Annotated in this window: 14 protein-coding genes; 6 read left to right on the top strand and 8 right to left on the bottom strand. The window is 64.7% G+C overall.

Going from position 1 to position 13,610, the window contains the following annotated elements:
* From AC1D0P_RS12235 to AC1D0P_RS12220, 4 genes are all read left to right on the top strand, one after another.
* A partial coding sequence (locus AC1D0P_RS12235; protein ID WP_477676984.1) for an ATP-binding cassette domain-containing protein occupies positions 1-520 on the top strand: 520 nt, incomplete at its 5' end.
* The gene (locus tag AC1D0P_RS12230; protein ID WP_477676983.1) at positions 517-1,329 is read left to right on the top strand and encodes a hypothetical protein; all 813 of its coding nucleotides are present in this window, start codon (positions 517-519) and stop codon (positions 1,327-1,329) included. The genes AC1D0P_RS12235 and AC1D0P_RS12230, both read left to right, overlap by 4 nt.
* 28 nt (positions 1,330-1,357) lie before the next feature.
* Positions 1,358-1,852, top strand: a complete 495-nt coding sequence (locus AC1D0P_RS12225; protein ID WP_477676982.1) for a glycosyltransferase family 9 protein — start codon at positions 1,358-1,360, stop codon at positions 1,850-1,852.
* A 43-nt stretch (positions 1,853-1,895) separates the two neighbouring features.
* Entirely contained in the window at positions 1,896-2,300 is a 405-nt protein-coding gene (locus tag AC1D0P_RS12220) for a hypothetical protein (RefSeq protein ID WP_476952561.1), read from the top strand.
* Between the two features lie 48 nt (positions 2,301-2,348).
* On the opposite strand, the gene AC1D0P_RS12215 is transcribed toward AC1D0P_RS12220, so the two are convergent.
* Both AC1D0P_RS12215 and AC1D0P_RS12210 read right to left on the bottom strand, forming a co-directional pair.
* Positions 2,349-2,636: a hypothetical protein gene (locus AC1D0P_RS12215; protein WP_477676981.1), complete on the bottom strand. Its 288-nt coding sequence runs from the start codon at positions 2,634-2,636 to the stop codon at positions 2,349-2,351.
* A 1-nt stretch (position 2,637) separates the two neighbouring features.
* Positions 2,638-2,913, bottom strand: a complete 276-nt coding sequence (locus AC1D0P_RS12210; RefSeq protein ID WP_477676980.1) for a hypothetical protein — start codon at positions 2,911-2,913, stop codon at positions 2,638-2,640.
* A 207-nt stretch (positions 2,914-3,120) separates the two neighbouring features.
* Between AC1D0P_RS12210 and AC1D0P_RS12205 the strand changes: the two genes are divergently transcribed.
* On the top strand, positions 3,121-5,394 hold the full coding sequence (locus AC1D0P_RS12205) for a Nal1-like putative serine protease (RefSeq protein WP_477676979.1): 2,274 nt from the start codon (positions 3,121-3,123) through the stop codon (positions 5,392-5,394).
* A 6-nt stretch (positions 5,395-5,400) separates the two neighbouring features.
* Here AC1D0P_RS12205 and AC1D0P_RS12200 read toward each other — a convergent pair whose 3' ends face one another.
* From AC1D0P_RS12200 to AC1D0P_RS12175, 6 genes are all read right to left on the bottom strand, one after another.
* Complete coding sequence (locus AC1D0P_RS12200; protein ID WP_477676978.1) at positions 5,401-6,534, bottom strand: C45 family autoproteolytic acyltransferase/hydolase; 1,134 nt, start codon at positions 6,532-6,534, stop codon at positions 5,401-5,403.
* Positions 6,535-6,655: 121 nt separating this feature from the next.
* The gene (locus tag AC1D0P_RS12195; RefSeq protein WP_477676977.1) at positions 6,656-8,212 is read right to left on the bottom strand and encodes an ABC transporter substrate-binding protein; all 1,557 of its coding nucleotides are present in this window, start codon (positions 8,210-8,212) and stop codon (positions 6,656-6,658) included.
* A 17-nt stretch (positions 8,213-8,229) separates the two neighbouring features.
* Positions 8,230-9,909 carry an ABC transporter ATP-binding protein gene (locus AC1D0P_RS12190; protein ID WP_477676976.1) on the bottom strand — a complete coding sequence of 560 codons (1,680 nt, stop codon included), beginning with the start codon at positions 9,907-9,909 and terminating at the stop codon, positions 8,230-8,232.
* Positions 9,906-10,727 (bottom strand): ABC transporter permease, encoded by an 822-nt coding sequence (locus AC1D0P_RS12185; protein ID WP_477676975.1) that lies wholly within the window; start codon positions 10,725-10,727, stop codon positions 9,906-9,908. Before AC1D0P_RS12185 ends, AC1D0P_RS12190 begins: the two co-directional genes overlap by 4 nt.
* The gene (locus AC1D0P_RS12180) at positions 10,724-11,668 is read right to left on the bottom strand and encodes an ABC transporter permease (protein WP_477676974.1); all 945 of its coding nucleotides are present in this window, start codon (positions 11,666-11,668) and stop codon (positions 10,724-10,726) included. The genes AC1D0P_RS12185 and AC1D0P_RS12180 overlap by 4 nt, the downstream gene beginning before the upstream one ends.
* A gap of 33 nt (positions 11,669-11,701) precedes the next feature.
* Entirely contained in the window at positions 11,702-12,583 is an 882-nt protein-coding gene (locus AC1D0P_RS12175; protein WP_477676973.1) for an alpha/beta hydrolase, read from the bottom strand.
* A gap of 188 nt (positions 12,584-12,771) precedes the next feature.
* Between AC1D0P_RS12175 and AC1D0P_RS12170 the strand changes: the two genes are divergently transcribed.
* A partial coding sequence (locus AC1D0P_RS12170; protein ID WP_477676972.1) for a LysR family transcriptional regulator occupies positions 12,772-13,610 on the top strand: 839 nt, incomplete at its 3' end.

Raw genomic sequence — 13,610 nt, 5'->3', positions numbered from 1 at the left:
GGGTTACCTCCCGCAAGACGTGCGCCTCTTCGCCGGCACCCTGCGCGACAACCTCACCACCGGCGTTCTCGGAAAAACCGAGCAGCACCTGCTTGCCGCCTGCGAACTCACGGGGCTGCGGCAGGTGATTGCCGCGCACCCCAAAGGTTTCGACATGCCCATCGCCGAAGGCGGAACCGGCGTATCGGGCGGGCAAAAGCAGTTAATCGCTCTCACGCGCATGGTGCTGGCCGCATCCGATGTGTGGTTGCTCGACGAGCCCACGGCGTCCATGGACGAAACCCTCGAAGCGCGCACCATCGCCGCATTGCGCGCCAGCGTGCAGGTCGACCAGACGCTCATCCTCGTGACCCACAAACCTGCGCTGCTTCAGCTGGTGGAACGTCTGGTCATTCTCTCGCCCACCGGCGTCGTCCTGGACGGCCCCAAGGCGCTGGTGCTGCAGCAGCTTGCCGCCCGATCCCGCCCCACGCCCGCGCCCGGCGGCCGTCCCGGTGCGCCACTGGAGGCCGTTGCATGAAATCCGCCTACCCCACGCCACCGGCCCTGCGCTCGGCACAGCGCCTCATTGCCCTGCTTATCCTCATCATCGGGTGTTTTTTGGCGTGGAGCTTGTGGTTCGATGTCGAGCAAATCGCGCGCAGCACCGGCCAGGTGATCGCCAGCTCACGCACCCAGCTGGTGCAGGCCGCCAACGACGGCGTCATCGAAAAATTCCTGGTGCGCGAAGGCAGCCACGTCAAGAAGGGCGACGTTCTTGTCATGCTCGAGCGCGAGCAGGGGCMGGCCTCACTCAGCGACAGCCGCGCCAAGGTCGCCGCCCTCAAGGCCGCGCTGGTGCGCCTGCATGCCGAAGTCCTGGGCCGGTCGCTGGTGTTCCCACCCGAGGTGCAGGCATTCCCGGCTTTTGTCAGCAACCAGACCGAACTCTTCCAGCGCCGCCAGCGCGCCGTCAACCAGGAAGCCGCCGCCCTRCAGTCCATGCTGGCATCCACACGCGACGAGCTTTCCATCAGTGAGCCCCTGCTCAAGAGCGGCGACATCTCTCGCGTTGAAATCATCCGCCTGCAAAAGCAGGTCGCCGAACTCGAAGGCCAGATCACCAACCGGCGCAACAAATACTTCCAGGATGCCCAGGCCGAGATGACCAAGGCCGAAGAGGACCTCGCCACGCAAGAGCAGGTGCTTGCCGATCGCGCCACCACCTTTGAGCGCACCGAAATCCGCGCGCCCGCCCATGCCACCGTGCGCAACATCCGCTTCACCACACTTGGCTCGCGCGTCAAGGCCGGTGTCGGCCAGCCCGGAGAGCATCGCGCTCTGGCATGAACGCATGACCCGCTTTTGTCATGCACCCATGCCGCGTTCCGTCAAGGGCGTGACACGGGGCCGCGCGGTGCGGCAGCTGGGCCTGGTCTGGAGCGGCTCCAACGCGCAGGCCATGGCGCAACGCCGCAACATATGCCTGGCCGACCTGGAGCCTTTGCTCTCGGTGCGCGGTGTGCAGTGGCACAGCCTGCAGCTGGGTCCGCCGGCGGCCGAAATCGCCACCTCGGCCTGGCAGGGCTCCATGGTCGACTGGAGCCACCACCTGGCGGATTTTGGCGACACGGCGGGTCTGATGAGTTGCCTTGACGGCGTGGTGAGCGTGGACACGGCCTGCGTGCACCTGGCGGCCAGCCTGGGCCGCCCGACCTGGATGCTCTCGCGCTTTGACGCCTGCTGGCGCTGGATGGCGCCGCGCGAGGACAGCCCCTGGTACCCGAGCCTGAAGATATTCAACCAGGAGACCCCGGGCGAATGGGCCCCGGTGGTGCGGGCCTTGGGCGCCCATTTGAGCGCGGCAGCTTGAAAGTGCCGGCTGGCTTTGATCTGAAAACTGAAGGAGAGTCTCCATGAACAAAATCGATGGTGAAGACAACTGGATTCTTTTTGTCATTGGCGCCGCATTCGCGGTCTTCGTGGCCTGCAAGTTCTCCGGCTATTTCGGGCTGAGCCGGGAAGTAGCGGGGTCGGTGTTCTCCTGGATAGCCGTGCTGATCGTGCTCGGCCGTCTTTCCATGGCGGTGAAAGGCGATTTCCCAAGGCTGCGGCCGGAAAACACCTGGCCCATCCTGATGGGGCTGATCTGGGTATGCTGGTGGCCGGCCATGGACTACCGGGTGGCCCACAGCATGGCGCAATCGGGGGGGCTCGCACAGGATTTTCCGTGGTGGGTGACCCGGTACGCCAAGTGGGGAGGGCTGGTGGGCATTGTTACCCTGGGCTATCTGGCCAGGAAGTTATTTCGCCGCTTTTGACGCATCCCGCGGCGGCCAGGGATGCCCGGTGCTGCCGCGGACGCTGGCTTATTTTCTGAAAAACATCTCGTCGAACCTTCTTTTGTGCAGGGTTCGCTGTTCCTGCTGCCAGCGCAGGCGGAATTTTTCCGCCTGGATTTCAAACTCGGCCGCGCGCAGGCGGTGCGACCTGGCGAGGCTGTTCAGCTTGATGTAGCAAGCCTGCCAGTAGGTGGCTTGCCCGGCTTCGGATTTGCACTGCCTCTTCATGAGCCGCCAGCCGACGATGGCGATGACCGCGTACAGCGCGAGCGGCAGATAAATCGACAATCCGTTTCCTGCGTTGATGGCTTCCATGTTATTCACCCCATGATGTTTTCCCCGGCGTCGCGGCTGTCTTGCGGCGACGGGTTTTGACTTCCGCCTGCTTGTGTATCGAACTCCACGTGGATCGCGCCAATGCCCGGGTCCACATGGTCTGGAGACTGGGCAAGGGGCTTGCGGCGCTGCGGGTCGTGCCCTGAATGTCGCGCGTACAGCCCTGGTTTTCTGTAGCTTTGATGATCTCGCAATGTCGCCAGAAAGACATTGTTTGCTCATGCTTTTTTTGCATCGCTTGCTGTGTTGCCTGCATCGCGCCAATCCAGCGCGTGCCACCGAGGCAGCCCGCCGCGGACACATCCACGTCATAAAACCGGGCGAAGCTGGTTTCCTCCTCCTATTGGAGGATTGATCAGGCCGATTTGGCTGCGCACAATGCCTGCAGGCCTGACGCACCCGCGCATTCGCGCGCACAAACGGGGGAGCTGCCTGGGAAGCTTCACCACACGGAGGACATTCCATGGACATCCTGAGCAGCCAGAACAACTACGCCAGCCTTTCCGTGCGCGACCTGCTGGACGCGCGCAACCAGTTCCATGTGCACATGCTCAACAAGCGCAACGTCGTGGGCACGGCGGTGGGCTTGTACCTGATACGGCACAGCGATCCCTGGCCGGACGCGAAGAACCCGCTCAAAAAATCCACGGCGAAGAAAAAAGTGGAGCGTACCTTCGCCAACTCCGAGGTACGCCCCTATTCCTGGCCCTGCATCCTGGTGATGGTCGATGAGTGGGTAGAAGAGAAAGCCTTCGCCAGCAGCAAGCTGCATCCGCAGGACATGGTGCCCAAGATCCTGTATCTGCCCGATGGCCGTGTCGTTCCGGTCTGCGTCGTCAAGGTCGAGCCGCAGGCGCCGGGACGCAAGCAACTGCCCTCGTGGATCTGGCCGGAAGCGGCCATAGGCGGGGGCTTTCCGCTGTTGATCCGCAACCAGGGCCTGCTGCGCACGGCCAGCGCCGGCTGCCTGGTCAGCGACGGCCACACGATTTTTGCGCTGACCAACCGCCATGTCTGCGGCGAGCCAGGCGAACCCGTTCATGCGCGCCTGCGCGGCGAGGAAGTCGAGGTCGGCCATGCCTCCGAACGCCAGCTGACGCGTTTGCCCTTCACCGAGGTCTATCCGTCGTTTGCCGGCAAGCAGACCTACCTGAACCTGGACGTCGGCCTGGTCGAGGTCGACGACGCCAGGGACTGGACCAGCAGCGTCTACGGCCTCGGCGAGGTGGGTGCTCTCGCGGACCTCAACGAGCAGAACCTGGGTTTGCAACTGATAGACCACCCGGTGTCCGCCTTCGGCGCAGCCTCGGGCCACCTGGAGGGGCGCATCAAGGCGCTGTTTTACCGTTACAAATCCGTCGGCGGCTATGACTATGTGGCCGACCTGCTGATCGCGCCGCAGGATGCCAATCACCAGACACAGCCGGGCGATTCGGGGACGGTCTGGCACCTCAAAGTCGAGGCGGGCAAAGACGGCGAGGCGGAAAACGGCAAGCCCACTTACCGCCCGCTGGCCGTGGAATGGGGCGCACAGACCTTCAGCGTCGACGGCGGCGCCTACAACTTCGCGCTGGCGACCAACCTCAGCAATGTCTGCAAGCTGCTGGACGTGGAACTGGTGTCGGCCCACAACACGGCGGCCCAGCCTTACTGGGGAGCGACCGGCCACTACAGCATAGGCAATGTCGCGGTCGGCCAGGTCAAGGACAAAAAGCTCGCCAAGCTGCTTGCGGCCAACGCGCTGCGCGTCAGCTTTGACCGCGCCGACATCGCGCCCGGCAAGATCAACGAGGCGCTGAAAGACACGACGGGTTTTATCGCCCTGGCGGACGTGCCCGACGTGATCTGGAAAAAGCAGCCCGGCAAGGTCAAGGGCGGGCGCGACACCGGCTTCAACAGCGGGCCGGAACACCCGACGCACTACGCCGACATCGACGTGCCCGGCCCTGATGACGGGCCCACGCTGCGCGAGCTGTGCATGCAAAACAGTGACAGGGTGACGGTGGAATACTGGCAGGGCTTTTACGACAGCGTGGGCTCTACCGCCTCCAAGTCGCGCGGTTGCCTCCCCTTCCGCGTCTGGCAGTTCTATGACGCCATGGTCGCTTACGTCGAAAAAAAGGACTACGCGAGTTATGTGGCCGCGGCGGGGCTGCTGGCGCACTATGTGGGCGACGCCTGCCAGCCGCTGCACGGCTCCTTCCTGGCCGATGGCTACCAGGACCAGGTGACGGAAGGAGTCACCAGCACCGGCAAGCCCAAAAAGGAATGGCCCGCCAAGGGCGTGCATTCGGTCTATGAGACCAAGATGATTGACGCCAAGGCGGAAGAATTGTTCGAAGCCATCGACAAGGTGCTGGGTAAACCGGCCGTCAAGCTGGCGAAGATCGACGAAGGCCGCAAGGCCGCGATCGCCACCGTCAAGCTCATGGACGACGTCGCCAGGCTGATCGCGCCTGCGGAGATCTGCGACGCTTACGTCGAACTCGGCGAGGGCGCCTCGCGCTCGGTGATAGACGGCCTGTGGGAGCAGTTCGGCGGCAACACCGCCAAGGTCATGGCCCTGGGCATACGTAACCTGGCGCATATTTGGGAAAGCGCCTGGATCGCCGGCGGAGGTGAAAGCGCCAAGAGTTCGGACATGGTGGAGTTCTCCGAGGCCGACATCCGCAAGCGCTACGTCAACCCCAAGTTCGTTCCCTCGCTGGACCTGGACGGCCTGGCTACGGTACTTTAATCAGCGTCAGGCAGCGGAGAGGCGCGGTTCCTGCGTCAGGCTGTAGCAGGTGAACACGCGGTTCAGCGCCGGCAGGGGCGCGACTTCCATCTCGCCGGCGGCCGGCTCCATGATGACCATGGCCACGGTGGCCGAGAGGTTGTCGTGGCTGCCCAGGCGCGGCGGGCGGCAGACGGAATAGGGCAGGCCGAAGTCGTCGAAAAAAGCGTTCTTCAAATCCTGGCGGCTGAGTTTGTCGTGGGTGTTCAGCAGCTTGCGCACGCGCCAGTCGCGGTAATGGCTGTCGGGCGACTGGGAAATGCCCAGGTCCACGAGTTTGCTGAGCGCGACCGGGCTCATCCAGTGGTTGGCATGCACGATGAGGTTGTCGGCGCCGGGGTAAATCGGAAACGATTCATTCGTCGTGCATTCGAAGTCGATGCCGAAACCCTGGGCCATGCCCAGCATGATGTTGTTGGAGCAGGACTTGGGCGTGGCCGCGACGGCTTTCATGGCCAGTGAAAAAATCTCCTGCTCCAGCACCTTGCGGCGTATCAGCGACAGCGGCACGCCCAGCTGTTTGAAGTCGCGGTCCGATTCAAGGTAATTGGCGGTGATGGACACACCCGCGCTGTTGAAGCCGCTGCGGGCCAGCCCGCCGGCCTCGACAAAGGTCAAAAAATCGGGGCCGTTGTCATTGCGCACGCGCAGCACAACGGAGGTCTCGACACACTCGGCGCGCCAGTCCCAGTTCTGCCCGTGCAGCAGGTTTCCGTTGGCGGACCGCTCGGGCAGGATCAGGGCGCCCGTGCAGCCGTCGCCCGGTTCCGCGTCGGCTTGTTTGACTTTTTCGGCGCGCGCCTTGGCCAGAACCTCGGTGCGGGCGTTGATCATCACGATGTCCTGGAAGTCGACGCCCGCACCCTCGGCGATGCCGCGCATCTCGTCGATGTAGTGGGGGGCGAAGTCGCCGATTTCCTTGGCGAAGAAGTCGATCAGCCGCGCGCGCGCTTGCTCGCTGTAGCCCAGGTTGACCAGCGTCTGGCCATACAGGCGCGCGCTGCCGCGCACCCGGCCTGCGGCCTGGCGGCCGTACTGCAGGCCGCGCTCATGCGGGCTGCCGGAAACCGAAATAAAGGGGAATTGCTCGATGTTTGCCATGTTCTGTGCTGCCGTAAAAAGTGCCGGGAAGTTAAATGACGGCCGCCGCAAGGCGTACCTGTCCCTGCCTTGTGCGCTGCGCGCGCATCAAGGCCATTGAGAAAAGGGAAACGCCGAACGCTTACTTGGCGGCCAGCTTCGTATTCCAGAGCAGCGGTTTGCCTTCCCACACCGTGAAGCCGGCCACGCGCTTGCGCACGGCCCAGGAATCGGTCACGTTGTAGAGGATGACCAGCGGCGTCCTGGCGATCATCATCGCGTGCAACTGGTCGAACAGGGCCTGGCGCTTCTTCGGGTCGGCTTCGGTGAAGCTCTGGTCGATCAGCTTTTGCGCGGCCGGGTCGTCCCAGACCTTGCGCGGCTGCTTGGCCTTGGGGCCCGAGAACTGCTCATAGCTCAGGGCCGGGTCCAGGCGCGAGGAATAGGTGAAGGAGCTCAGCTGGTAGTTGCCGCTGTTGTAGCGGTCCAGCTGCGTCGCCCATTCCAGCACCTCGATCTGCGCGTTGATGCCCACGGCCTGCATCATGGCCTGGCTCATCACCGCAACCGAGAAGCTCGGCACATGGGCGCGCTTGTTGGCCTGGATCACGATGGGCTGTCCCTTGTAGCCGGCTTCCTTCAGCAGCTGTTTGGCCTTGGCCGGGTCGTGGCGGTAGCCCTTTTTTTGCGCGGCAGTGTAGAAGGCCGAAGTGTCCTGGATGGCCGAGTTGTTGACGCGGGCCAGGCCTTCGGACGCGGCCGCGACGAGCTGGTTCATGTCCAGCGACAAAGCGATGGCCTGGCGGATGCGCTCGTCCTTGAGCAGCGGGTCGTTGGTCTGCATCAGCAGCGTGTTCTTGCCGGCATCGACGGCGGCGACCACGTTGAGGTTTTTGTTCGCCTTGAGTTCCTGCACGTCGGAAGAGGTGATCTGGCCGGCATCGATGGCACCGGACTGCAGGCCGGCCTTGGAGGTCGACATGTCGGGCACGGTCAGGAACTTGACCTGCTGGACCAGCGGCTTCTTGAGGCCGAGATAGCCGTCGGGCTTGGTTCCGGGGGGCGACTGGTAGTCGGCGAAGGCGCTCAGGGTCACGTACTCGCCGCGCTTCCATTCCTCGAACTTGAAAGGGCCGGTGCCTATCGGCTTGTCCCAGCTGCCGTCTTCCTTGACGGATTTTTTGTTCAGGATGGCCGTCATGCCGCAGTCGGTGCGCGCCAGGTTGTCGAGGAAGACGGCCGAGGGTTTGTCCAGCTGCATGACCACCGTCTGCGCATCGGGCGCGGTGACGGAAGTGACTTTGACGCCGGAGCGGCCGTCAAATTCGCTGAGGCAGCGCCAGTCGGTCTTGGGATCGGTGTAGCGCTTCCAGCTCCACAGCACGTCGGCCGAGGTCATGGGCTCGCCGTTGTGGAATTTCACGTTGGTGCGCAGTTTGAAGATGTAGGTCAGGCCGTCGGGGCTGGTGACGATGGAGCGCGCCAGCAGCGGGCCGACCGTGCCGTTCTCGTGGTACGCGACCAGGCCTTCGACGATATTGAGCACCACGCCGTCAGTGGTGTTGTCGCGGTTCACGCCGGGATTGGTCGAGCGGATGTCGGCCGGCTGCGCAACCACGATTTGCGCCGTCTGGGCCTGCGCCGCGGAACAGGCCGCCAGCACGGCGGCACTCAGGAATTTCAATCGCAGGGAAAGCATGGGAGGCTCCTTAAAAATCAGGCTGGAAGCGGATGTATGGGGTTGATGGCGCCTGCCGGCGCATCGGGTTCGTCAAAACGCCACTTGAGCTGCATGCCGCCCTGGCCGGTGGGCGTCAGCGCGGGAATCGCCGACAGCAGCTTGCGGGTGTAGGCGTGCTGCGGGTTATCGAAAACCTCGTCGCGGCTGCCTTGTTCGATGATCTGGCCGGCCTGCATCACGATCACGCGATCCGCCACCTGCTCGACCACACCGAGGTCGTGGCTGATAAAGAGGCAGGCAAAGCCGTGGCGCTCCTGCAGCTCGGCCAGCAGCGCCAGCACCTGGGCGCGCACGGTCACGTCGAGCGCCGACACCGGCTCGTCGGCGATCACAAAGGCCGGTTCACGTATCAGCGCGCGGGCAATCGCCACGCGCTGGCGCTGCCCACCCGAGAGTTCATGCGCATAACGCTGCGCGTGCTGCGGCTGCAGCCCGACTTCGTCCAGCATCTTCGCCACGCGCGACTGCCGCTCAGTGGATGAAAGACCGAGCACCAGCCGCAGGCCTTCGCCGACCAGCTGTCCAATGCTCATGCGCGGGTTCAGCGAGGAATACGGGTCCTGGAACACCATCTGGCAATTGAGCCGGTAATCGAGCCAGCCCGCATCGCTGCGCGCAATCGAACGGCCGCGAAAGCGGATGTCGCCTTCGGTGGGCTTGATCAGCCCGGCAATCGCGCGGCCCAGCGTGGTCTTACCCGAGCCCGAGCCACCCACCACCGCGACGATTTCGCGCGGCCGCACCACCAGGTCTATGCCGTGCAGCACGCGCTTGGCGGTGGACTTGGCAAAGAGGCGGCGCTTGCCGGGGTAGTCGAAAACCAGCTTGCGCACTTCGATGACGGGCTGCTCGTCGGCAATCGTGCGCGCGGCCTGCCGGCGCGGGATGGCCTCCAGCAGCTTGCGCGTGTAGTCCTGCTTGGGGCCGGCCAGCAGGGCGGCGGTGTCGCCGGCTTCGACGACCTCGCCCTGCTGCATGACGATCATGCGCTGGGTGTAGCGCGCGACCATGGGCAGGTCGTGGCTGATCAGCAGCACGGCGGTGTTGTGTTCGCGCGTGAGGCCGACCATGAGCTCCAGCACGTCGCGCTGCACCAGCGCATCCAGGGCCGTGGTCGGCTCGTCGGCGATCAGCAGTGCGGGCTCCAGCAGCATGACCGAGGCCAGCATCATGCGCTGGCGCATGCCGCCCGAAAATTCATGCGGCCAGGCGGCCAGCGCGGCCTGCGGGTCGGTGATGCCAACGCGCGTGAGCATGGCCAAGGCCTTGTCGCGGCGCGCGGCCGGCGAGAGTTCGGGCCGGTGCAGGGCCAGGCCTTCGTCGAGCTGCCTGCCTATGGTCATCGACGGGTTGAGCGAAGTCATGGGCTCCTGGAACACCATGCCTATGCGCGCGCCGCGCAGCTTGCGCAGACGCGCGTCGCCGGCCGCCGCCATGTCTTCGCCTTCAAACAGGATGCGGCCCGCGCTGCGCACCAGCGGCGGCGGCGTGAGGCCCATGATGGCGCGCGCCGCCTGGGTCTTGCCGCTGCCGGATTCGCCGACGATGCCGACGATTTCGCCGGGTGCGACGGTGAAGGACACATTGCGTACGATTTCACGGCCGCCCTTGCCGATGGAAAGGCTCAGGCCGGAGACATCCACCAGGTTTGTCATTCGATGCCCCTCATGCGCGGATCGAGCAGGTCGCGCACCGCGTCGCCCAGGAAGTTGATGCCCAGCAGCGTGAGCGCGATGCACAGGCCCGGGAAGATGGAAAGATAAGTCGCCTGCGCCATGAAGGGCCGGGCCGCGGCCAGCATATTGCCCCAGGTCGGCGCCGGCGGCGGCACGCCCAGGCCGAGGAAGGACAGCGAGCTTTCCGCCAGGATGACCCAGCCGAACATCGAGGTGGCCAGCACCGTGAGCGGTGCCACGCAATTGGGCAGCACGTGGCGGAACATGGTGTAGAGCTCGGAGTTGCCCAGCACGCGTGAAGATTCGATGAACTCCTTTTCGCGCAGCGACATCACCGTGCCGCGCACGATGCGGGTGACGGAGGGCGTGTAGGCCAGGCCCAGCGCCAGGATGATGCCGTACTTGTTGGCGCCGAAGACGGCCAGCAGCGCCAGCGCCAGCAACAGGCCGGGGAAGGCCAGCAGGGCGTTGATGAAGGCCATGATGATGCGGTCGGTCCAGCCGCGCACAAAGCCGGTCAGCACGCCGATCGCCGTACCTGCGGTGATGGAGAGCAGCACCGTCAGGAAACTGATCCACAYGCTGTTGGAGGCGCCGGCCATCAGGCGCGAAAGCTCGTCACGGCCGAACTCGTCGGTGCCCAGCCAGTAAGTGGCGCTGGGCGGCTTCAGGCGCGCCAGGAAGTTGATCTTGAGCGGCTCGTGCGGCGTCCAGAAGAAGGCCAGCACGGCGGCCGCGAGGATCAGGCCCACGATGAAGAGGCCTATCAGGGCCTGCGGGGTGAGAAACTTTTTCATTCCGCGAGCACCCTGGGGTCGAAGATCGGATAGCAGAGATCGATCACCAGGTTGGTGACGACGTAAATCACGGCGACCAGCAGCAGGCAGCCCTGGATGACGGGGTAGTCGCGCGCGAAGATGGCGTCAACCAGCAGGCGGCCCAGGCCGGGAATCGTGAACACGGTCTCGACCACGGCCACCCCGCCCAGCAGGTTGCCCAGCACCAGGCCGATCAGCGTCCAGGTCGGGCCGAAGGAGTTGCGGAACGCATGGTGCACCAACACCGCGCGCTCCGACAGGCCCTTGGCGCGCGCATGCGTGATGTAGTCCAGCCGCAGCACTTCCAGCGTGCTGGCCCTGGCCATGCGGATCAGCACGCCGATCTCATGCAGGAACAGCGTGAGGATGGGCATCAGCAGATACAGCAGGCCGGATTTCCAGTCGCTCATGATGGAGACATAACCGACCACCGGCAGCCATTCAAGCTTCAGGCCGAAGAACAGCAGCAGCAACAGGCCCAGCCAGAAGGTGGGAATCGACACCAGCAGGGTGGCTGTGCCGACCAGCATCAGGTCGGGCAGGCGGTTTTGTTTCCAGGCCGCGATCATGCCGGCCGGCACCGCGACCAGGGTGGCGAAAAGCACCGCGACCAGCACGATTTGCGCGCTGACCAGGAAGCGGCTCAGCACCAGCTGCAGCACGGGTTCGCCGGTGTTGATGGAAACGCCGAGGTCGCCGCCCAGCACGTGGCGGCCCCAGATGCCGAACTGCACCGGCCAGCTTTTGTCGAGGCCGAGCTGGGCGCGCAGGTCGGCCAGGCGCACCGGGTCGGCGAGGTCGCCGAGCAGCAGCTGGGCCGGGTCGCCGGGGATCAGCCGTATCAGCACAAACACCGCGACCGCCACGATCAGCAGGGTCGGTATCGCCATCATGAGGCGGGCCAGCGCGAAACGTAGCATGGTCGGGCTTTCAGGGCTGGGGTGTGGAGGGCATCAGGCTGTGCGCATGTCGGCCAGTACGCCCGCGAGGAAGTCCTGCACCGTGTCGACGCAGGCCAGGCCGTTGTGGGGGACGTTGTCGACCAGGTCCAGGGTGACGCTGACGCCGGCCTGCGCAAAGGACTGGCGCAGGGTTTCCAGCCGCTCGGGCCGCGTGCGCCCGGCGTCGTTGGCGCCGGCCATGTAGAACTTGCCGCCTTCGCGGTGGGTGATCTCCCAGGTTTCCATGTCGGCCTTGCCGACCACCATGTGCACYGGCAGCGCCCTGAGCGCGGGCAGGTTCAGGGGCTTGCCGAAACGCTTTTCGAAATCGCGCACGCCCACCCACCAGTCCTGCTGGAAGTCCAGCAGCGTGACCGAGCCCGGCGCGCCTATGGACAGGGCCCAGAGGCGTTCGGGATGCAGCAGGCCGAAGCGGTTGACGAACTGGCCGCCGCCGGAATAGCCAAAGAGCGCGAATTTGGAAAAATCGCAGCCGAACTTGACAGCCACCTCGTGGACCATGCTCAGCAGGATCTGKTCGTAGCGGATGTCGGCTTCACGCAGGTGCTTGAAGCCGTCGCGGTTGCCGTCGCCCTGCGGGCCGGCCGGGAACAGCGGGCACAGCACGATGCAGTCGTTCCACTTGGCGAAGGCGGCGAAGGCGTCGCGGTATTCGGTGAAAGCGCGGCCCGTGCCGTGCACCACGACCACCAGCTGCATGGGCTGCTTCGAATTGCCCAGGTGCGGCGGAACATAGGTGCAGTAGGAAAAGCGCGGGTCGGTACGCGACGCAAAAATCGTGCTGTGGCCCAGGTCGTAGATCGCGGCGGCACGCTTGTCGCCGAAAGACGGGCTTGACGCCGCTGCGGCATTCGAGGAGAGCACTTCAGACATAAATCACCACCCACAAAAAGAGATTTAAAGCGGCCTGCTGGCCAAGGGTGATGCGCCGTGATGGAGGAGGGCATGAGTCCGTCACACAACCCTGTTAAGGCGGATTGTTCTCCATCCAGTTTAAAAAATATATCTATATTATGTTGTGAGATGATAAAGTTATTCTTTTGTATTGAAGCGAGTCGCGCGTGAGCACCATCCGCTTTTTGAGGACCTTTCTCGCCGTGGCGCAAGGCGGTTCTTTCGCCGCGGCGTCCGACCGCGTCGCGCTCACGCAGGCCGCGGTCGGGCTGCAGATGCGCGCGCTGGAGACCGAACTCAAAGCGGTGCTGTTCGAGCGCTCCGGGCGCGGCGTCGTGCTGTCGGACGCCGGCCGCGCGCTGATCGCCCATGCCGAAAAAATCATCGGCTACTACGACCAGATGCGCGAGGGCCTGGAAGGCGAGGGTGAGATCGCCGGCACGGTGACGGTGGGCTCCATCGTCACGGCCATGGGGCTGCTGTCCAACACGGTGGTCCGCATGAAGCCGCTGTACCCGCGCCTGAATGTGCGGCTGGTCATGCAGGAGTCCAGCGGCCTGGCGCGCAGTGTGCAAAGCGGTGAACTCGATGCGGCCATCTTCGTCGACGACTCGCCGCAGGAGCGCAGGGGCATGCGCTGGACGCCGCTGTACACCGAGCCGCTGACGGTGGTGGCGAGCTCACAGGTCGCGCCGCCGGGCAGCGATTTCAAAAAACTGCTGCGTGAGCAGCCCTTCCTGCGCTTCGACAGGCGCACGCCCAGCGGCATACGCATAGAGCAGACCCTGCGCAAGCTGGGCCTGGCACCGCAGGACTTCCTGGAGCTCAGCTCGCTGTCGGCCATCATCGAGCTGGTGCGCCAGAACGTGGGCATCACCATCGTGCCGCACGTCAAGAACGCCGACTGGGCCAATGACGCGCTGCTGCGCGTGCTGCCGCTGCCGGGCCGGCCCCCGACGCGGCTGATCGGCATGCTGGAGCAGGGCCAACGCGAGCACATCACCTC

It is taken from the genome of Polaromonas sp. P1_G2, from assembly GCF_056405515.1.
This window is presented reverse-complemented; position numbering and strand designations above follow the sequence as displayed.

Coding starts and splice junctions, on each gene's coding strand:
- AC1D0P_RS12225 (WP_477676982.1), top strand. CDS start 1,358: ATGCCGCGTTCCGTCAAGGGCGTGACACGGGGCCGCGCGGTGCGGCAG.
- AC1D0P_RS12220 (WP_476952561.1), top strand. CDS start 1,896: ATGAACAAAATCGATGGTGAAGACAACTGGATTCTTTTTGTCATTGGC.
- AC1D0P_RS12215 (WP_477676981.1), bottom strand. CDS start 2,636: ATGGAAGCCATCAACGCAGGAAACGGATTGTCGATTTATCTGCCGCTC.
- AC1D0P_RS12210 (WP_477676980.1), bottom strand. CDS start 2,913: ATGCAGGCAACACAGCAAGCGATGCAAAAAAAGCATGAGCAAACAATG.
- AC1D0P_RS12205 (WP_477676979.1), top strand. CDS start 3,121: ATGGACATCCTGAGCAGCCAGAACAACTACGCCAGCCTTTCCGTGCGC.
- AC1D0P_RS12200 (WP_477676978.1), bottom strand. CDS start 6,534: ATGGCAAACATCGAGCAATTCCCCTTTATTTCGGTTTCCGGCAGCCCG.
- AC1D0P_RS12195 (WP_477676977.1), bottom strand. CDS start 8,212: ATGCTTTCCCTGCGATTGAAATTCCTGAGTGCCGCCGTGCTGGCGGCC.
- AC1D0P_RS12190 (WP_477676976.1), bottom strand. CDS start 9,909: ATGACAAACCTGGTGGATGTCTCCGGCCTGAGCCTTTCCATCGGCAAG.
- AC1D0P_RS12180 (WP_477676974.1), bottom strand. CDS start 11,668: ATGCTACGTTTCGCGCTGGCCCGCCTCATGATGGCGATACCGACCCTG.